Source organism: Plantactinospora sp. BB1, from assembly GCF_003030385.1.
GTDB lineage: Bacteria > Actinomycetota > Actinomycetes > Mycobacteriales > Micromonosporaceae > Plantactinospora.
The window spans coordinates 497,920-516,215 of record NZ_CP028159.1; the positions used below are offsets into that span (position 1 = coordinate 497,920).

Annotated in this window: 20 protein-coding genes; 10 read left to right on the forward strand and 10 right to left on the reverse strand. The window is 72.1% G+C overall.

Translation table 11 applies throughout. The annotated features are described in order from the left end of the window. The 4 genes from C6W10_RS02035 to C6W10_RS02050 all read left to right on the forward strand — a co-directional run bounded on the left by C6W10_RS02035 (window position 1) and on the right by C6W10_RS02050 (window position 4,418). Window positions 1–876, forward strand: coding sequence for a hypothetical protein (locus C6W10_RS02035; protein ID WP_107256087.1), 876 nt, complete (start codon window positions 1–3; stop codon window positions 874–876). 13 nt (window positions 877–889) lie between these two features. Continuing rightward, window positions 890–1,486 (forward strand): hypothetical protein, encoded by a 597-nt coding sequence (locus C6W10_RS02040; protein ID WP_107256088.1) that lies wholly within the window; start codon window positions 890–892, stop codon window positions 1,484–1,486. Between the two features lie 40 nt (window positions 1,487–1,526). Continuing rightward, window positions 1,527–2,549 (forward strand): hypothetical protein, encoded by a 1,023-nt coding sequence (locus tag C6W10_RS02045; RefSeq protein WP_159104420.1) that lies wholly within the window; start codon window positions 1,527–1,529, stop codon window positions 2,547–2,549. Window positions 2,550–2,669: 120 nt separating this feature from the next. Then, the gene (locus C6W10_RS02050; RefSeq protein WP_107256090.1) at window positions 2,670–4,418 is read left to right on the forward strand and encodes a metallophosphoesterase; all 1,749 of its coding nucleotides are present in this window, start codon (window positions 2,670–2,672) and stop codon (window positions 4,416–4,418) included. A gap of 89 nt (window positions 4,419–4,507) precedes the next feature. On the opposite strand, the gene C6W10_RS02055 is transcribed toward C6W10_RS02050, so the two are convergent. Then, window positions 4,508–4,831 carry a hypothetical protein gene (locus tag C6W10_RS02055; RefSeq protein ID WP_234359344.1) on the reverse strand — a complete coding sequence of 108 codons (324 nt, stop codon included), beginning with the start codon at window positions 4,829–4,831 and terminating at the stop codon, window positions 4,508–4,510. Window positions 4,832–5,061: 230 nt separating this feature from the next. Here C6W10_RS02055 and C6W10_RS02060 point away from each other — a divergent pair, with 230 nt between their 5' ends. Beyond that, window positions 5,062–6,090, forward strand: coding sequence for a phosphotransferase family protein (locus C6W10_RS02060; RefSeq protein WP_107256091.1), 1,029 nt, complete (start codon window positions 5,062–5,064; stop codon window positions 6,088–6,090). A 91-nt stretch (window positions 6,091–6,181) separates the two neighbouring features. Here C6W10_RS02060 and C6W10_RS02065 read toward each other — a convergent pair whose 3' ends face one another. After that, window positions 6,182–7,732 (reverse strand): SGNH/GDSL hydrolase family protein, encoded by a 1,551-nt coding sequence (locus C6W10_RS02065; protein ID WP_234361575.1) that lies wholly within the window; start codon window positions 7,730–7,732, stop codon window positions 6,182–6,184. Window positions 7,733–7,925: 193 nt separating this feature from the next. Then, a complete protein-coding gene (locus C6W10_RS02070) occupies window positions 7,926–8,531 on the reverse strand; it encodes a TetR/AcrR family transcriptional regulator (protein WP_107256092.1) in 606 nt (201 codons plus the stop codon). Between the two features lie 60 nt (window positions 8,532–8,591). On the opposite strand from C6W10_RS02070, the gene C6W10_RS02075 reads away from it, so the two are divergent. Next, a complete protein-coding gene (locus tag C6W10_RS02075) occupies window positions 8,592–9,077 on the forward strand; it encodes an FBP domain-containing protein (RefSeq protein WP_107256093.1) in 486 nt (161 codons plus the stop codon). Between the two features lie 239 nt (window positions 9,078–9,316). On the opposite strand, the gene smpB is transcribed toward C6W10_RS02075, so the two are convergent. Beyond that, window positions 9,317–9,847, reverse strand: a complete 531-nt coding sequence (gene smpB, locus C6W10_RS02080) for an SsrA-binding protein SmpB (RefSeq protein WP_107263585.1) — start codon at window positions 9,845–9,847, stop codon at window positions 9,317–9,319. 173 nt (window positions 9,848–10,020) lie between these two features. Here smpB and C6W10_RS02085 point away from each other — a divergent pair, with 173 nt between their 5' ends. Further along, the gene (locus C6W10_RS02085; protein ID WP_107256094.1) at window positions 10,021–10,767 is read left to right on the forward strand and encodes an HAD family hydrolase; all 747 of its coding nucleotides are present in this window, start codon (window positions 10,021–10,023) and stop codon (window positions 10,765–10,767) included. 22 nt (window positions 10,768–10,789) lie between these two features. Here C6W10_RS02085 and C6W10_RS02090 read toward each other — a convergent pair whose 3' ends face one another. The 3 genes from C6W10_RS02090 to C6W10_RS02100 all read right to left on the reverse strand — a co-directional run bounded on the left by C6W10_RS02090 (window position 10,790) and on the right by C6W10_RS02100 (window position 14,289). Next, window positions 10,790–11,743, reverse strand: a complete 954-nt coding sequence (locus C6W10_RS02090) for a diacylglycerol kinase family protein (RefSeq protein WP_234361576.1) — start codon at window positions 11,741–11,743, stop codon at window positions 10,790–10,792. A gap of 42 nt (window positions 11,744–11,785) precedes the next feature. Continuing rightward, a complete protein-coding gene (gene htpG / locus C6W10_RS02095; protein ID WP_107256095.1) occupies window positions 11,786–13,699 on the reverse strand; it encodes a molecular chaperone HtpG in 1,914 nt (637 codons plus the stop codon). 92 nt (window positions 13,700–13,791) lie between these two features. Beyond that, window positions 13,792–14,289 carry an SRPBCC family protein gene (locus C6W10_RS02100; protein ID WP_107256096.1) on the reverse strand — a complete coding sequence of 166 codons (498 nt, stop codon included), beginning with the start codon at window positions 14,287–14,289 and terminating at the stop codon, window positions 13,792–13,794. 54 nt (window positions 14,290–14,343) lie between these two features. On the opposite strand from C6W10_RS02100, the gene C6W10_RS02105 reads away from it, so the two are divergent. After that, entirely contained in the window at window positions 14,344–14,961 is a 618-nt protein-coding gene (locus C6W10_RS02105) for a TetR/AcrR family transcriptional regulator (RefSeq protein WP_107256097.1), read from the forward strand. A 1-nt stretch (window position 14,962) separates the two neighbouring features. On the opposite strand, the gene C6W10_RS02110 is transcribed toward C6W10_RS02105, so the two are convergent. From C6W10_RS02110 to C6W10_RS02120, 3 genes are all read right to left on the reverse strand, one after another. Further along, the gene (locus C6W10_RS02110) at window positions 14,963–16,255 is read right to left on the reverse strand and encodes a lipase (protein ID WP_107256098.1); all 1,293 of its coding nucleotides are present in this window, start codon (window positions 16,253–16,255) and stop codon (window positions 14,963–14,965) included. Between the two features lie 179 nt (window positions 16,256–16,434). After that, entirely contained in the window at window positions 16,435–16,623 is a 189-nt protein-coding gene (locus tag C6W10_RS02115; RefSeq protein WP_107256099.1) for a DUF397 domain-containing protein, read from the reverse strand. Continuing rightward, a complete protein-coding gene (locus C6W10_RS02120; RefSeq protein WP_107263587.1) occupies window positions 16,614–17,399 on the reverse strand; it encodes a helix-turn-helix transcriptional regulator in 786 nt (261 codons plus the stop codon). The genes C6W10_RS02115 and C6W10_RS02120 overlap by 10 nt, the downstream gene beginning before the upstream one ends. 176 nt (window positions 17,400–17,575) lie before the next feature. Between C6W10_RS02120 and C6W10_RS02125 the strand changes: the two genes are divergently transcribed. Together C6W10_RS02125 and C6W10_RS02130 are read left to right on the forward strand one after the other, a co-directional pair. Then, window positions 17,576–17,917: a hypothetical protein gene (locus tag C6W10_RS02125; protein WP_159104422.1), complete on the forward strand. Its 342-nt coding sequence runs from the start codon at window positions 17,576–17,578 to the stop codon at window positions 17,915–17,917. Between the two features lie 25 nt (window positions 17,918–17,942). Beyond that, window positions 17,943–18,194 carry a flavin reductase gene (locus tag C6W10_RS02130; protein ID WP_107256101.1) on the forward strand — a complete coding sequence of 84 codons (252 nt, stop codon included), beginning with the start codon at window positions 17,943–17,945 and terminating at the stop codon, window positions 18,192–18,194. The last annotated feature ends 102 nt before the right edge of the window (window positions 18,195–18,296 follow it).

Here is an 18,296-nt window from a genome sequence, read left to right on the forward strand (position 1 = left end):
ATGCGCAGCGGTGAGGAACGCAGGTTGAAACTGGTGAAGGGCACGGCAGCGGCCGATCCGAGCACCCCGGACGTACCCCGGCAGTCGACCGGACGGGCTCCGGCCGGCGGGACACGGCGGTCGGGCGACGGGACGCGGCAACCGGCCCGGGGCGGACGGGCGGCGACCCGGCGTACGGTGACCCGGCGGGTCCCGGCCACCGCCAAGGACCCGGTGGAGGAGATCCTCGAACGGCTCGACCAGGAGCCGGCGGAGAAGCCGGAGACCGAGCGGAGCAGCGCGACGGACGAGCCGGGTTCGACCGAAACGGCGGCCGGCACCGGTAGGGCGGATTCGACGGGCGACCCGGGCTCGACCGAGGACGCGGTGAACGGCGGGCGGAAGGGCTCCGGGCGGCGGCTCGGCACCACGGTCGCGCTCGTCGCCGCGCTCTGTGCGGCACTCGCCCTGGCCGGGGTCTTCGGCTATCGCTGGTGGGAGGAGAGGGCGGTCGAGCGGGCCCACGGGCAGGCCCTGGCCGCCGCACGGCAGACCACGGTCAACTTCGTCTCGGTCAGCGCCTCCAGTGTGGACATTGACCTCCAGCGGATCACCGCCGGCGCCACCGGGGAGTTCAAGGAGGAGTTCGTCCGGGGCCAGGCCAAGGTCCGGGAAGCGGTGCTCGAAAACAAGGTCGAGTCCAGGGGTACGGTGCTGCGCGCCGGCCTGCTCTCCGGCGACCGGCGCCACGCGGTGGTACTGGTGGCGATGGACGCGACCGTCAAGAACGTGAACGCCCCGGACGGGCGGCCCGCGCACTACCGGATCCAGGTCGACCTGACCAGGGATGGCGACTCCGACACCTGGCTGGTCTCCCGGCTCCAGTTCGTCGGCTGAGAGGAGTTCTCCGATGCGATCGTCCATCGCCACGCTGGCCCGACGGCTGCGCCCCGGACGCCGTACCGGCGAGGAGCCGGCGGCCGACGGCGCGGAACGGGGCGGCGAGGCTGCCCCGGCGCGGCGCCGCCGTTACGCCGGCAGCCGTCTGCACCTCGCCCTCGCGGTCGCCACCGTGCTCGCCGCCGCAGCCGCCGGCACCGCCTGGTACGCCCACCATCGGGCCGAGGAACGCGACTCGGCGGTACGCCAGGCGCTCGCCACCGCCGGTCCGGCCGCCAAGGCGATCTTCTCCTACGACTACCGCAGCTTCGACGCCAGCGTGGCGAACGGGCGGGCCTTCGTGACCGGCGCCTTCGCCGACGAGTACGCCGAGACGACCTCGGCGCTGAAGTCGACGGCCGTCGCCGAGCAGGCGGTGGTGCTCGCGGAGGTCTCCGCCAGCGGGGTGATCCGGGCGGAGTCGGCCGAGGTGGAGCTGCTGGTCTATCTGAACCAGTACCGGCGCAACGCCAACACCGACGGCGAGAAGGTCGACCAGAACCGGGTCGTCCTCGAACTGCACCGGGTCGGCGGCGAGTGGAAGGTGGCCCGGGCCACCGCCATCTGACCGTACGGGAATGTCGGTGCCGTGCTGCATCATCCCGAGCGTGTATTTCGTCTACCGCTCCCACTACGAGGGGCCGCTGAGCAAGCACGTCCGCCACCTGCCGGGGGTGGGGGTGCTGGACTGGTTCCGTCTGGGTTGGACCGTCGAGGACCCGGAGGAGTGGGTCGAGGAGCAGCTCGGCGTCGACGTCTACGGGCTGGATTCGATCTTCGAGGAGGCGGTGCGGCGGCAGCTCGACCCGCCGCGCGACTGGCGGGAACTCCACGACCTGCTGTGCGAGCACCTCTACCTCGAGGGTGAGCCGGAGACCCACCTGCGGGTCACCGAGCACTCCGTGCGGGCGTACACCGACGACGACGAGGTCGAGTTGGCGTACTTCCTCCTCGACGACGAGGTGCCGGCCGCCGCGCCGGACCGGCTGGCCTACCTGTTCCAGTCGTGGCCGCTGCCCGCCGAGGTCACCGCGCCGGAGAGCCCCGACACCGCCTTCGTACCAGCGGTTCCCACCCAGCCGGCGATGCCGCCCGCCGGAGGTGCCGGCGCCACCTACGCGGTGCTGCTGACCTTCTACGACGGCGCGTCGATCGCCACCACCCCGGCACAGGTGTTCCCCGGGGTACGCCTGCCGGGGCTCGCCGCGCGGCTGCGGGCCGGGCTCGTCGCGCCGGGGCGGCCCGACCCGGACTGGCCGCCGGAGTTGAAGGTGCTGGCGCTGCTGCTCGACCCGGCGGACGAGTCGATCGAGCCGGCGCTGCGCCGGGCCGTGGAGTGGCCGGGCTTCCACGGACCGATCTGGGAGCCCTGGCCCGAGCTGCCCGACGGCGCCGACGACACCGATCCGGTCGCCGCGCGCCGGGCGGCGCTGCCGCCGATGCCCGCCGACGCGCACCCGGACCGGTCGCTGCTGCTCGTCTCGGCGCACCTGGCCCAGCTGGCGATGTACACCGACGAGGTCTTCGGCTACCAGCAGTGGTTCTTCTTCGACGACCTGTGGGCGGGCAGCCACCCCGACCTCGCCCAGTCCCTGCTCCGCTATGCGAGCCACTGGGACCCGCTCGGCTGACCCCCGCCGCCGGGCCATGCACCCGCAGCCAGACAGATCGGGACGGCGGGGGCCGGACCGGATCCGCACCGGCCCGGCACCGGATGGTTGACTGTCCGCGATGACGGAAGATCAGATGCGATGACGGAGTACTCCGCGCCGCTGCTCTGCGAGCCGTACCTGCTGGATCCGGACCGGGACGGTGTCTGGGTCGCCTGGCACACCGAGGAGCCCGGCACCGGCGGGTTCGTGTTGGTCGGCCCGGCGGTGGCCGGGATGTCGCCCCGGCAGGCTTGGGACGCCGCCTCCGGCGACCAGCCGTCCGGCCCCGGGTGGCGGCGGTTCGTGGCACAGACCCACCCGCTCTCCCGTACCCGGGAGGACGCCGGGTCCCGGGTGCCGGGGCGGAGCTATCCGACGCCGACCCGCCGACCGGTGTACCGGCACCTGGCCCGGGTCACCGGGCTGGCGCCCGGCCGCACGCCGTACCGGGTGGTCGCGCCGTACGGTCCGGACCGGATCGCCGTCACGGCGGTCTACTCGCTGGCTCCGGCGGCGCCGGCCGGGGCGGGGGTACGGCTGCTGCTGAGCAGCGACCACCAGCTCAAGGCGATGACGGCGGCCAACCTGGAGAAGGTGGCCGAGACCGTCGGCGTACGGCTGGACGGGGTGCTGATGGCCGGCGACATGGTCAACGTCGGCGACCGGGCCAGCGACTGGTTCGACGCGGCCACCGGTCCCGCCTTCTTCGCCGGCATGACGGGGCGGGCGGAGACACCGATCGCCGGCCGGACCTACCGGGGTGCCCCGCTGTTGCAGCACACCCCGATCTTCCCGGCGATCGGCAACCACGAGGTGATGGGCCGGTGGTCGGAGACGGCCAGCCTGGACAGCCAGTTCAACGACCCGCAGCCGAGGGACGTGGCCCGCGAGCGATGCCGGGCCGACGGCTCGAACGAGTCGGATGAGCTGGACGAGTTGGACGAGTTGGACGAGTTGGACGAGTTGGACGAGGCGGAACTGTGCCGGCGGTCCTGGGACGTCACGACGTACGAGGAACTCTTCCCGTACCCGCGCAGTGCGGCGGGCGGCCCCCGCTGGTGGTCCCGGACGATCGGCGACGTGCACCTGGTGACGCTCTTCGTCACGTCGATCTGGCGCCCGCACGTGCCGGTCGGGCGGGGCAAGTTCCAGGAGGACGTGGCCGACCTGGCCCACCCGGAACGGTGGGGGCACGGCCAGTTCATCTTCGAGCCGGTGCACCGGGACTCCGCGCAGTACCGCTGGCTGGCGCAGGAGCTGACCTCGGCCGAGGCCCGCGCGGCGCGGTACCGGGTGGTGATGTTCCACCATCCCGGTCACGGGCTCGGCGACAACTCGACACCGCCGTTCACCGATCCGGTGCCGACGGTCGAGCGCGACCCGACCACCGGGGCGGTCAGCGCGGTCCGGTACGCGTACCCGCTGGCCGAGGACCACATCCTGCGCGACCTCGAACCGCTCTTCTGCGCCACCGGAGTGCACCTGGTGCACAACGGTCACGCGCACCTGTGGAACCGGTTCCGGAATCCGGCCGGGGTCAACTGGCTGGAGACCTCGAACGTCGGCAACAGCTACGGCGCGTACGACGTGTCGTCCGGTGCCGCCCGGAACCTGCCGGCAGGGCCGGACCACGTCCGGCAGGGTGATCCGGGCGGGCTGGCGCCGGTCGTCCCGACGGTCGCGCCGCTGACCGGGCCGACCGGTGCCCCGCTGCCCTACGTGGCGAGCGACGACATCACGGTCTTCTCGGTCCTGGACTCGACGGCCGGGGTGGTCCGGTCCTATCGGTTCGACACCCGCGACCCGGACGCCCCGGTGCTGCTCTTCGACGAGTTCCCGCTGACCTGATCCCCGGCACCCCGACCGGCCGTCAGTGCCGGACCGTCAATCCCAGACGTCGGACTCAGTCACAGGCGTCGGGTGTCGGTCCCAGGCCGTCAGTCCGGCGGCTCCGGGGTCGCCGCCTGCCCGGACGCGGCGGTCTGCTCCGGTGCCACGCTCCCGTCCGGGGTCACCGTGTCCTCCGAGGTACGCCGTTCCAGGAACGAGTCCGGGGCGGCCGCCGCCTCGGCGACGCGGCGTTCCGACTCCGTCGTCCTCGGATCGGACTCGGCCAGCACCGCCGCCCCCGCCTCGCGCCGGTCCGAGTCGGCCAGCACCGCCGCCGCCTGCGCCTCCGGGTCGTCGCTGCCCACGGAGCGTTCCTCCGGGAGCAGGTGGGCGGCCCGGTTCTCGACCCGGTCACTCGTCTCTTCACTCATGCCGCGATCCATACCCGAACCGTTGCTCCGCTACTCGTCGGAGCCGTCCGGGCCCGCCGGGCGAGGCCCCGCCGCAGCCGGTGGCCGTACCGGACCGGCGGATGTCCTGGTCTGCGGCATGCTGAGTTGAATACGGTATTTCCGGCCGGAGGGCAGCAGCCAGCCGCCACCAGCCCGGGGCGTCGAAAAAGCGGATGTCTGCTCCGGCCGCCGGGCACTAGCGTGACGGCGTGACGGCAGAGACCTCCGCGGAGGACCGGCTCGACGCCGGCTGGCGGGCCGAGAGCGACGCCTGGATCACGGATCGGCTAACCGAGCGGGGCATCGCCGCCACCGCCCCGGTCCAGTCCGTCCGGGTGCGCGCCTGGTCGATCGTGCGGCGGGTGGAGACCAGCGCCGGTCGGATGTGGTTCAAGGCGAACGTGCCGACCAACGCCTTCGAGGCGGGGGTGGTCGAGGCGCTGGCGGAGTTGGTGCCGGAACTGGTCGTGGCGCCGCTGGCGGTGGACCGGGGCCGGGGCTGGTTTCTCGGGCCGGACGGCGGGACGATCCTGCGGGAGCTGACCGGGCGGCCCGACCCGGCCCGCTGGGCGGAGCTGCTGCGGACGTACGCCGGTCTTCAGCGCGCGGTGGCCCCGCACGCCGACCGGCTGGTCGGGCTCGGCGTGCCGGACCTCCGCCCGGCCCGGATGCCGGCCGCGCTGGCCGGGCTGCTGGCCGATCCGACGGTCCGGCTCGCGGAGCCACACCGGGCCGCGCTGGTCGCGCTCCTGCCCGAGTACGACAGTTGGTGCGCCGACCTTGACGCCGACGGGCTGCCGGCGTCGATCCAGCACGACGACCTGCACGACGGCAACGTCTTCGTCGGCGCCGCCGGAATGCGCTTCTTCGACTGGGGCGACGCCTGCCTGGCGCACCCGTTCGGCAGCCTGCTCGTGGCGCTGAACGTCGCCGCCGACCAGCTCGGCGTGGACCCGGCGGGTCCGGAGCTGTCCCGGCTCCGGGACGCCTACCTGGAACCCTGGACCGATCTGCGGGACCGTGCCGACCTGCGCCACTCGGTCCGGTTGGCGCTGCGGGTCGCGAAGGTCGGCCGGGCGGTCTCCTGGCAGCGGGCACTGCGCGGCGCGACCGCGCCCGACTGGCAGCGGGCTCTCGGCGGTCCGGCGCTGATCGCCCCCGAGCACACGACGGCGCCGGCCGCCTGGCTGGCGGCGCTCATCCCGGAACCGGCCCCGGTGAGGGCGCGAGTCGACTGATCCGGGCCGGCCGGTCAGGGCGCGAGTCGACTGATCTCGGGCCGGCCCCGGTCAGCCTGCGGATCGACTGATCCGGGTCACGGCGCACCGTTCAGTGGAACAGCCGGGCCGGGACGGCGTCGGCGAGCAGCCGGTAACCGGTCGGGTTGAGATGCAGGTGGTCGCCGGTGTCGGCGGCCGGCAACAGTCGCCGGGGGTCCGCCGGATCCCGTACGGCCCGATCGAAGTCGATCACGGCGTCGAACCGGCCGCTGCCCCGGATCCACCGGTTGACCGCCTGTCGAGTCGCCTCCCGGAGCCCGGCCGGGTCGTCGTAGTCCGGGTTGCCGCCGAACGGGGTCAGCGTGGCGCCGTACACGAGGATCTCCCGCGCGTGCGCCCGGGTGACGATCTGGTCGTACGCGGTGAGCAGGTCGTCGGCGACCGCCCGCTGGGTGGCCTCGGTGGCCTCGGCGGTGCCGATGTCGTTGACCCCCTCGAACACCACGAGCCAGGCGACGCCGCTCTGCGCCAGTACGTCCCGGTCCAGCCGGGCCAGCGCGTTAGGACCGAGCCCGTCGGCGAGTACCCGGTTGCCGCCGGCCGCCTGGTTCAGCACCGCGACGTCCCGGGTTCGGTCGTGGCCGTGCAGCCGGTCCACGAGTTGGTCCGGCCAGCGGTCGTTGCCGTTGGTGGTGGAACCCCGCCCGTCGGTCAACGAGTCGCCGAGCAGCACCGCGACCCGGGTGCCGGGCCCGGCCGGCACCTCCAGCGCGCTGAGCAGGTACCAGTGGTCGACCGGGGTGGCACCGGGCAGCGTCGACGCCGCGACGTGGTTGCCGCGCAGCAGGTGGGAGGTGGTCCGGGAGCCGGGGTGCCCGGTGATCCGATCCGATGCCTGTCCCGGCCCGAGATAGAGCGTCACGGTCAGGTTGGCGCGGGCCGGTACGGCAATGTCGACCGGGTCGGAGACGAGTTGCGCACCCACCGGTACGGTCACCGACGCCCGACCGCTGAAGGTCACCGGCCGTGCGCTGCCGGGCTGGATCGCGCTGACCCCGGCCCGGCCGCCCTCCGGCAGCGCGACCGTGGCGGCGGTGACCGGCAGCGGCGCCCCGCCGAAGGCGTTGGAGAGGCGCAGCCGGATCCGCGACCCGGCCACCGACACCCGGACGGTCTGCCGGAGCGTGCTGTCGGCCAGCACCCGGCCGGGCTCGGTGAAGGGTGGCGGCGGCATGTTCTCCGGCTCGGCGAGCTGCGGCATCGACGCCCAGCTCGTCGCCCAGCGCTGCCCGACCCGGCCGCCGTCGGCGCGACCGGTCGGCTCTGCCGCGACGACCTCACCCGGTTCGCCCGGCCCCGCCCGGTCGGGAGCGCCCCGGGGCGCGGGCACCGCCGCGGGTTCGGCCACGGTCGCGGGCTCGGCCACCGCCGCAGGTTCGGCCACGGTCACGGGTTCGGCGATCGCCTCGGGTTCGGTCGCCGGCTCGGCGGCCGCCTCGGGTTCGGTCGCGGGGTCGGCCACCGCCTCCGGTTCGGTCGCGGGGTCGGCCACCGCCTCCGGTTCGGTCGCGGGGTCGGCCACCGCCTCCGGTTCGGTCGCGGGGTCGGCCACCGCCTCCGGTTCGGTCGCGGGGTCGGCCACCGCCGTAGGTTCGCTCACGGCGGCTGCAGCGGACGAGCCGGCGACGAGCAGGGCGGTGCGGATTCCCACCGTCACCAGGCTGAGCAACGGCCACCTCCGGCTTCTGTCGCGGTCTCCCCCGCACGCCGCTGCTGCCGGGCATCGGGAGCGGCGGGGGTTTCGGCTGCGGACAAATATAGGGGCCGCCATCGCCCACCCCGGGACGCGAGGGTTACCCGGGCGGTTTCTGGTCTGCGGCGCTCACCGGCGCCGGCCAGTTTCGCAGCACGGCGTCGACGGCATCCACCGTCCTGGCCCAGGAGTCGTCGACCGGGCGGGGGTGGTGCCGGAATCCGCCGGCCCGCTCAAGGCTCACGTAACCGTGGAAGGTGCTGTTCAGCATGCGTACCGCATCGGTCTGGTCCGGCTCGGCCAGCCGGTAGCCGCGCAGGATCGCCCGGGTCAGCTCGGCGTGCCGGCGGGCCGCGTCGGCGGCGACCGTGTCCGTCTGCGGGTCGAGTTCGAGCTGCGCCGCCGAGTATCTGCCGGGGTGTTGTTTCGCGTAGTTCCGGTACGCGTCGGCGAAGGCCGCCAGCGCGTCCCGGCCGGCGCGACCGGCGAGTGCGGCGGCGGCCCGGTCGGCGAGTTCCGTCAGGGCCAGTGCCGCCACCCTGACCCGCAGGTCGCGGGCGTTGCGGACATGGGAGTAGAGGCTGGCGTCCTTGACGCCGAAGTGGCGGGCGAGCGCCGAGATGGTCACGTTCTCGAAGCCGACCTCGTCGGCCAGCTCCGCCGCCGCCAGAGTCAGCCGCTCGGCGGTGAGCCCCGCACGCGTCATGTGCCACACCTCACGCCTAGGATCATCGTATATTTGCCTAGAGATATTAGGCTAGTCCCTATGGTACCCCTGACCGAGTCCGCCATCCGCGCCTCCTTCGTCAACTGCACCAAGGGCGAGGCGAAGCGTCTCACGGTGCCGAGGGACCTAGACGAGCGCGCCTGGGCCGACCTCGAGTTCTTCGGCTGGCGGGACCCCGCCGCCGACGAGCGGGCCTACCTGGTCGCCGAGTCCGGCGGCGGGCTCGTCGGCGTCGCGCTGCGGGTGGCGCCGCAGACCGGGCGGGTCCGGCGCAGCATGTGCTCGCTCTGCCTGACCACCCACACCGGGAACGGCGTCTCGCTGATGACCGCGCGCAAGGCCGGTCGGGAGGGCCGGCAGGGCAACTCGGTCGGCGCCTACCTCTGCACCGACCTGGCCTGCTCGCTCTATCTGCGCGGGAAGAAGGACGCCGGGCGGCGCCTCGACGAGACGATCACGCTGGCGGAGAAGATCGAACGCACCACGGCCAGCCTCGCCGCCTTCCTCGCCCGGGTCAACGGCTGACCCCGACCGAAACCGAGCTGACCGCGACCGAAACCGAGCTGACCGCGACCGAAACCGAGCTGACCCGGGCGAAGCCGAGCCGACCCCAACCGGAACCGAGCTAATCCCGACCGAAACCGAGCTGACCCCGGGCGAAGCCCAGCTGACCCCGGGGCGAAGCGGCCTGGCCCCGGGCGAAACGGCCCGCCGGGCTGACGCCGGACCGACCCACGGCGACGCCGGTCGGCCGAGCCGGCGGGTCAGGAGCGACGGGTCGTCCGCTGCCGCTGGGAGATGCCCTTGAGGTGTCGCCCCAGCTCCCGGGCGATCTCCCGGTTGGCGTCCCGTTCGGCCAGCGCCTGGCGCTTGTCGTAGGACCGCTTGCCTCGGGCGACGCCGAGTTCGACCTTGGCCCAGCCGTTCGAGAAATAGAGTGCCAGCGGCACCAGGGTCAGCCCGGGATCGCGGATCCGGTCCAGGATCTTGTTGATCTCCACTCGCCGCAGCAGCAGCTTCCGCATCCGCTTCGGCTGGTGGTTCGTCCAGGTGCCGTAGGCGTACTCCGCGATGTGCAGCCCGTAGAGCCAGAGTTCACCGTCGCGCTCCTGGGCGAACGCGTCGACCAGCGACGCCTGCCCGGCCCGCAGCGACTTGACCTCGGTGCCACGCAGCACGATCCCCGCCTCGTACGTCTTCAGGACGGCATATTCGTGCCGGGCCTTCTTGTTCGAGGCGATGAGCCTGCGCTCGGCTTCCCTGGACGCGACGACCTCCCCAGCGTCTCCCCGCAGCGTCTCCCCGCAGAGGGTCTCCGCAGCGTGTCTCCGCAGCGTCTCGACCCGGCTGCCCGGGCCGCCCGGCCGCACCGGGCAGCCAGACTATACGCACCAGGTCAGCACCGGATCGACGGATTTTCCCGGCGTCGCCGAGGGTCGACATCGGGGCCGGATGGAATAATTCCCCGATGCCTGCCGCCGGCCCCAGCCATGTCCTCTTCGACTTCTTCGGCACCCTGGTCGCCTATTCGGCCAGTCGCACCGAGCAGGGCTATCCGGGCTCGCACGCACTGCTCCGGCGGCTCGGCGTCGACCTGGACTACGCCGAGTTCCTGACCGCCTGGTCGGGCGCCTTCGCCGAGTTCGACCGGCGCAGCGAGGAGAACGACTCCGAGTTCTCCATGATCGAGGTCGGCACGGTCTTCCTGACCGACCTCCTCGGCCGGTCGCCGGCACCGGAGGACGCCGACGCGTTCGTCCGGGAGTACGTCCGCGAGTGGAACACCGGCGTGCGCTACCTCCCCGGCGTCCCCGAACTGGTACGCGACCTGCACCGCGACCACCGGCTCGCGGTCGTCACCAACACGCACCAGCCGGGACTGGTCCCCGACCATCTCGCGGCGATGGGGCTGGCGCAGTATTTCGACGCCGTCGTCGCCTCGGTGGAGTTGGGCTGGTGCAAGCCGCACCCCCGGATCTACGCCACCGCGCTGGAGACCCTCGGCATCGACGCCGGTTCGGCGGTCTTCGTCGGCGACAGCTACCGGCCCGATTTCGTCGGGCCCGAGCGGGCCGGCATCCGGGCGTACCTGATCGACCCGGAGCGCCGCAGCCCGGTGCCGGAGGCCCGCCGGCTCGACTCGATCCTCGACCTGCCCGCCCGGCTGCGCAGCCGGCAGGCCGACGACGATCGGCTCGCCGGCTCCGCCCACTGACCCGCGCGCAGCCGGTCGGGGTTCAGGACCCCTCCTCCGGTACGCAGACCGTCAGTGCGCCGGGGGCGACCCGGGCCTTCAGTCGGGTTACCCGGTCGCGGGCGCCGCCGTCCAGCTCGTAGGTCATCGGCTCGGCGAACCGGACGTTGATCTTCCGGCCCCGGGTGATCCGGACGAACGGCGAGGAGTCGGAGCGGCCGACCGCCATCTGCCCCAGGGTGCGGACCCAGTCCAGTACCCCGCTGGCGGTCGCCACGCCGACCTCCAGGCAGCCGTCGTCGGGACGGGCGTCGTCGAAGGCCGGGATGCCGCCGGTGATGGTGCCGACGTTGCCGAAGAGTACGCAGCTCGCCTCCCCCTCGAACCAGTCCGCGCCGTCCACCCTGATCCGCATCCGGGTCGTCTCGCTGCGGACGTGCCGCAGCCCGGTCCAGACGTACGCGAGCCGGCCCAGTCGATCCTTCAGGTCGCGGTCCGCGTCCCGGATCATCTCCCCGTCGAAACCCGCGCCGGCCATCACCGCGAAGTGCTCGCCGCCGAGCCGTCCCAGGTCGAGCCGTCGGCGCGGCCCGGTCAGCCCGATCCGGACCGCCTCGGCCAGATCCTCCGGGATGCCGAGGTTGCTGGCGAGCAGGTTCGCCGTACCGGCGGGCAGGATCGCCAGGGCCGCATCCGAGCCGGCGAGCGCGTCGGAGCAGCGCTGCACCATGCCGTCCCCGCCCCAGACGAAGATCAGCTCGGCGCCCTTGTCGAGCGCCTTGCGTACCTTCTTCGGCGCCTTTCGGCTCTTCGGCACCTCGTACCAGAGCAGGTCCTCGATCCCGGCGCCACGCAGCCGGGAGCGGAGTTCGTCGAGCCCACCGCCGAGGGACTTCTTCCGGTGTGCGACGACCGCGACCCGGGCCACCTGGGCCGGGGTCACAGCCGGTCCGGGCGTCGGGGCGGCGGCGGGCTCGGCGGTCATCGTGCTGGTCATGGCCCGGGTCTTACCCAGCGACCCGGGCCACCAAGCGCGTACTCAGAGGGTACGGGCGAGCCGCTCGGCGAGCAGTCGGGTGAACCGGGCCGGGTCGCCGAGTTCGCCGCCCTCGGCGAGCAGCGCCATCCCGTAGAGCAGTTCGGCGGTCTCGGCCACGGTCGGGTCGTCCCTGCGCTGCCCGTACGCCTCGCGGAGCCCGGTCACCAGCGGGTGCGTCGGGTTGAGTTCCAGGATCCGCTTCACCACCGGCATCTCCTGCCCCATCGCCCGGTACATCTTCTCCAGGGTCGGGGTCATGTCCTGGGCGTCGCCGACGATGCAGGCCGGTGATGTGGTCAGCCGGGACGAGAGCCGCACCTCCTTGACGTTCTCGGCGAGCTGGGTGGTCAGCCAGCCGAGCAGGTCGGCGAAGTCCTTCTCCTGCTGCTCCCGCTCCGCACCGGCGTTCTCCTTCTCCTCCTCGGAGTCGAGGTCGACCTGCCCCTTGGCGATCGACTGGAACTTCTTCCCGTCGAACTCCGGCACCGAGGAGACCCACATCTCGTCGATCGGGTCGGTCAGCAGCAGTACCTCGTAGCCCTTGGCCCGGAACGCCTCCATGTGCGGCGAGTTCTCGATCATGGTGCGGGACTCGCCGGTCGAGTAGTAGATGTCGGTCTGCCCCTCCTTCATCCGCTCGACGTACTGGGCGAGGGTGGTCAACTGCTCCGGGTCGTGGGTGGAGGCGAACGAGGCGATCTCCAGGATCGTCTTCTGGTTGTCGAAGTCGTCGAGCAGGCCCTCCTTGACCGCCCGGCCGAACTCCGACCAGAAGGTCCGGTAGCGCTCGGCGTCGTTCGCCTGCATCTCCTTGACCGTGGAGAGCACCTTCTTAACCAGGCGGCGGCGCATCAACTGGATGTGCCGGTCCTTCTGGAGGATCTCCCGGGAGATGTTCAGCGACAGGTCCTGCGCGTCCACCACACCCTTGACGAAGCGCAGGTACTCCGGCATCAGCTCCTGGCAGTCGTCCATGATGAAGACCCGCTTGACGTAGAGCTGCACGCCGCGCTTGGCGCCCCGCATGAAGAGGTCGAACGGTGCGCGGGACGGGATGAAGAGCAGCGACTCGTACTCGAAGGTCCCCTCGGCCCGCATGTGGATGGTCTCCAGCGGGTCGGTCCAGTCGTGGCTGAGGTGCCGGTAGAACTCCTTGTACTCGTCTTCCTTGACGTCGTCCTTCGACCGCGCCCAGAGCGCCTTCATCGAGTTGAGCGTCTCGGTCTCGGTGGTCGTCTTGCCGTCGTTGTCCGTCCGCTCGACCGACATCCGGATCGGCCAGGCGATGAAGTCCGAGTAGCGCTTGACGATCTCCCGGATCTTCCACTCGGCGGTGTAGTCGAAGAGCTGGTCCTCGGCGTCCTCCGGCCGCAGGTGCAGGGTCACCGAGGTGCCCTGCGGCGCCTCGTCGACGGTCTCGACGACGTAGGTGGCGCCGCCGTCGGATTCCCAGCGGGTCGCGGTGGACTCGCCGGCCCGCCGGGTCAGCAGGGTCACCTTGTCGGCGACCATGAAGCTGGAGTAGAAACCGACGCCGAACTGTCCGATCAGGTCCTGCGAGCCGGCCGCGTCCTTGGACTCCTTGATCTTTTCCAGGAGTTCCGCCGTGCCGGACTTCGCGATGGTGCCGATGAGGATGACGACCTCGTCCCGGGACATCCCGATGCCGTTGTCCCGGACGGTGAGGGTACGCGCCTCCCGGTCGACCTCGATGACGATGTGCAGGTCGGAGGTGTCGACCGCCAGTTCCTTGTCGGCGAATGCCGCCAGCCGCAGTTTGTCCAGCGCGTCCGAGGCGTTGGAGATGAGTTCCCGCAGGAAGATGTCCTTGTTCGAATAGATCGAATGGACCATCAGCTGGAGTAGCTGACGCGCCTCGGCCTGGAACTCGAAAGTCTCGGTCCCCGTGCTCATGTGATCCTCCACGAAATGCCCGCTGCGCCAACGACGGAGCGCCGCCGGTGAGTCTGGATCACACGGTTACGCTCCGGATAGCCGGCGCCATACTAATTGACCCCGGCATCGGGACCGCGCAGACCCGTACTCCCGGCCGCTGGGTGGTCACCGGCGGCCACGGCGGCGGCGTGCGCGGCGAGGCCGGCCGCGACCTGGCCGACGAACCGGCCCAGCGCCCGCCGGTAGAGCCAGCCGGTGCCCGGCAGCCTGGCGGCGAAGGTGGAGTGCCAGCGGATCGAGGTGCCGCCGCGCTCGGCGGTGAGGTCGACGTCGGCCCGGTAGTCGCGCAGCGGCAGCCCGGAGAGGAGTTCGTAGCTGAACCGGCGGTCCGGCACCCGTTCGACCACCCGCTCGCGGCTGGTCACCCGGCCGGTCCGGAAGATCCGGATCGCGCCGACGCCCTCCGGCTCGTCCGCACCGGGGCGTTCCAGCTCGAAGGAGTCCAGCGGTGACCAGCCGGGCCAACCGGCACCGTCGACCAGCAACGCGTAGACCACCGCCGGACTGGCCGTGGTGTGCACCCGTACGTCGATCTCTTGTCGCGCCACTGTCCGCACCCTCCCCCGACTTCTGTACCAACTGGTACGTGTACCGTATGGTACATGCCTGCCGGAGTACGCGAAGAGCTGCTCGCCCGCGTCGTGGACCGGATCGCCGACCAGGGCGTCGGCGCGCTGAGCCTGCGCCGGTTGGCGGCGGACCTCGGCACCAGCCACCGGATGCTGATCTATCACTTCGGCTCCAAGGAGGGACTGCTCGTCGAGGTGGTCCGGGAGATCGAGCGCCGGCAGCGGGCCGCACTGGCCAGTCTGGAGTTCGACCCGGCCACCGCACCGGCGGACGCGATCCGGAGCATGTGGCGACGACTCGCCGACCCGGCGCTCTGGCCGTACGAGCGGCTCTTCTTCGAGCTGTACGGCCAGGCGGTGCAGGGCTATCCGGGCACGACTGCGCTGCTGGAGGGGGTGGTGGACAGTTGGCTGGACCTCAACGTCGAACTCGCCGCCCGGCGGGGCGTACCGGCCGAGCTGGCCCGCACGCACGCCCGACTCGGACTGGCGGTGATCCGGGGACTGCTGCTCGACCTGCTCGCCACCGGCGACCGGGCCGGCACCGACGCGGCGCTGGAAGCCTTCGCCGTCGGCTACCAGGCGGGCCTGCCGACCGGCCCACCCGAGAGCGCGGGTGCCCGCCCGACCGGACGGACACCCGCGCCGTAGGTCAGGGCCGCACGAAGGTCACGTCGGGATGCCGTGGCGACGGGTCCCGCAGCAGCGGCTGCGGCCATCCCCGAAGGTGCTGGTCGAAGAAGGCGCCGAGGTACGCCCGCAGCGATCCGACGATCCGGTCCGGGTCGACGGTGCCGATCGAGCCGGCGACCAGATCCGGCGGCAACGGAAACACCTCCGCGAGCTGCGGCAGCAACGCCTGGTGGTCGGTGAAGGTGAAGTGCTCGCCGTCGGCCACGTAGAGGTCCAGCTTCCAGCCGGTGGAGTGCGCCCAGAAGCCCGCCCAGTCCCGGGCGTGCTGGTGCGTGTGCGGCGCCCCGGAACTCTGCCCCGCCCCCATCAGCAGGAACGGCCGGTCCAGCCCCTGGTGCACGACGTCGCCGAAGTCCCCGGCCGAGAAGCTGTAGGCGAGACTGCCGTCCATGTCCACCCCGGCGTCCAGCCGGCGGTCCACCAGCATCGTCTCGGCCGCCGTGAAGCCCCCGGCAGAGTGGCCGAACATGCCGACCCGGGACAGGTCGAGCCCGGCGCCGAGACCGGGCGGCAGGCGCCGGCCCTCGGCGTCCGGGTTGCCACCCCGGGCGAGCAGCACGAGCTGGTCGAGGACGAAACGGGTATCCCGGATCCGGGTGTCGAGCATCCGGTGGTTGAGTTCGGTGGGGTCGATGTCGGGAAGCCGCTGCGTCTCGACCCGGCCACCGGGAAACTCGACCTCCGGCGTCTCGTAGGTGTGGTCCACCGTCACCACCACGTACCCCCGGCTGGCCAGCTCGGTCACCAGCATGGTGCCGTGCGCCCTGGCTACGCCCCCGCCGGGTGAGAAGAGCACGACGGGGTGGCCGCCGCGCCGGGGGCGTACGGGCACCCCGGCGCGGGCGTGGGTGGCGATACCGGCCCAGTCGACCTGACCGGCGGCCAGCCCGAGCTGCGCGTCGGTACGTTCGGCGAACCGCTGCGCGGCCAGCGGCGGCAGGTACGGCGCCGGACGGCCGGCGTGGGCGGTGAGCGTCGGGTACCAGAGGCTCACCATCAGTTCCCTCGGCCGCCCCTCCACCCACGGGTCGGGGCGGGCGGCGTCGAGCAGGTGCAGTTCGCTGGTGCCGACCGGATACGGCCCGGTCGGCTCGGGCAGGCTCAGCCGCAGCGGTGTGGAGCCGGCGGGTCCGGTCGGACCGGCAGCCGGCGGCCCGGTCCGGGCGAACGCGGCCGGCGCGGCGGCCGGCACCGACACCGCCAGCAGCGCCACGAGCCCACCGAGCAGCCAGCGTCGAGAAGGTATTCGCATGCCCACAGACTGGTTCGCGCCGGCATCCCGGCACATCTGCCGAAGGTGCCCACCGCGACCCGGAGAAATCTCAGGGAAGTCTCGCCCGGAAACCAGGGTCGGTGTCCGATGACCGGACACGGTGACGCCCTCGCGCCGCGCGGAATACCCGGGTACGAGGGCGCCTGGCCTACCGGGCGTCAGCGGGCCGGGACGTCCCGGACGAAGGAGCGCCAGGCCGTCCCGCCGAACGTCAGCACCGGCCCCGCCGGGTCCTTGCTGTCGCGCACCCCGACCACACCGGGCAGATTTCGGGCGACCTCCACACAGGCGCCCCCGTTGCCACTGCTCCGGGTGCTCTTGGTCCATTGAGCGCCGGTCAGATCCACTTCTCCGCCACTTCCCGTATCAACTCGGTGGACTGCTGCTGCGGGAGCGCCTGGCTCCGAACGGCCTCCCACGCCCGCTGTAGCAACGCCAGGTCGTCCGCCCCGTCGACCACCTGCCCGGCCAACTGGTTGTCGAGATAACCGGTCTCGGCCCGGTCTGGCGCGGTGGCGATCACGAAAGATCCGTTCAACCCAGGGTACGCGCCGACCGACATCGGGACGACGTGCAGCCGCACGTGCGGCAGGGCGCAGGCGGTGACCAGCGCATCCACCTGTTCGCGCATCACGGTCGGTCCGCCGATGGGGCGGTGCAGCAGATTCTCGTCGAGCACGGCCGTGAGATCCACCGGATCGTCCCGGGTCAACACCGCCTGTCGGGCGAGACGGGTGGCAAGCCGACGCTCCACCTCCTCCAGGTTGGTCAACCCCGCGTCGGTGAGCACCGCGCGGGCGTACGCCTCGGTCTGTAGCAGTCCCGGCACGACCAACGCCTCGTACCATCGCAGCGACACGGCGCCCTGCTCGGCGGCCGACCACTCGATGAACCACTGTGGCGAGCCGAGGCGGGCGGCGAGGCGGCCGAGTGCGCCACCGGTCTGTAGGGCGCCGTCGACGGCGGTCCAGAAACCGGGCGGCGGTTTACGGCGCCCACTCTCGATCATCGCGATGGTGGAGGCCGCCCACGGAATATGCCGGGTGAGATCCTCCTGCGTCATTCCGCGCGCGTCTCGGGTCAGGCGGAGTTCGTCGAGGAGATAGCGAATTCGATCATCCATCCTCACACCGTCCTCACAGGTCTGACCGGCGCGCCACACACCGCTCACAATGCGCCGTGACCACCCACAATCCGGCGCGACGCCTTCCGAGGATAGGGCTGAAAAGCCCACTGTGGAAGGGGCAGAACTCCCACTCGCACCGTCACCCGATTCCAATTCAAGGAGGGAACAAACCAATGATTCCGGTAGGTCGAACAAAACCGCGCCATCGCCGGGACTGGCGGCGACTCTGGCGGTACTGCCGATGCGGCTGGCGCTGGCGCTGCCCGGACTCGGTCGAACTCGTCCCGATGCCGTACCCGCCGCCGCCGAAGGCGGACCGGGCGATCGTCGTACCCCCGGATCCGCCGCCGCCGACCGGCGTTCGCGCGGCGGCCGGACCGCCGGACCCGCCGCCTCCGCTGCCGCGCGCCCGTGCCGTCAACAGCCGGTTTCCGCTCCGGACCTCCGCCGGCATCCATGAGACCGGCCGGGCCGGTTCGCCGACTCCGGCCCAGACCCACCGCGCGGTGCGGTGAATCGACCCGGGCCGGGCGGAACAGCATGACCCGGCCGCTGCTCAGCCGCCGCCGTCCACACGTGCACACCCGTCCGCTCTTCCTCTGCCGGGCCTGCGGGGCGAAATGGCCCTGCCAGCCGGCCCGACTCGTCCTGCTCGCCATGTACCAGGACGACCGGCAGGGACTGCGGATGCACCTCGCCCGCAAGCTGCTGACCGCACTGGCCGACCAACCGCGCGGCGATGCCGTGACGCTGGCCGTGCATTTCCTCGGCTGGCTGCCCGAGGAGAACTGACGTTTCGCCACCCGACCGGCCGCCCCGGGTCGTCCGCTCCCCCACGGCGGCCCGGGGCAGGTTCGACCTTCGGCTCCTTTTCGGTCCCTCCTGATGTCATGA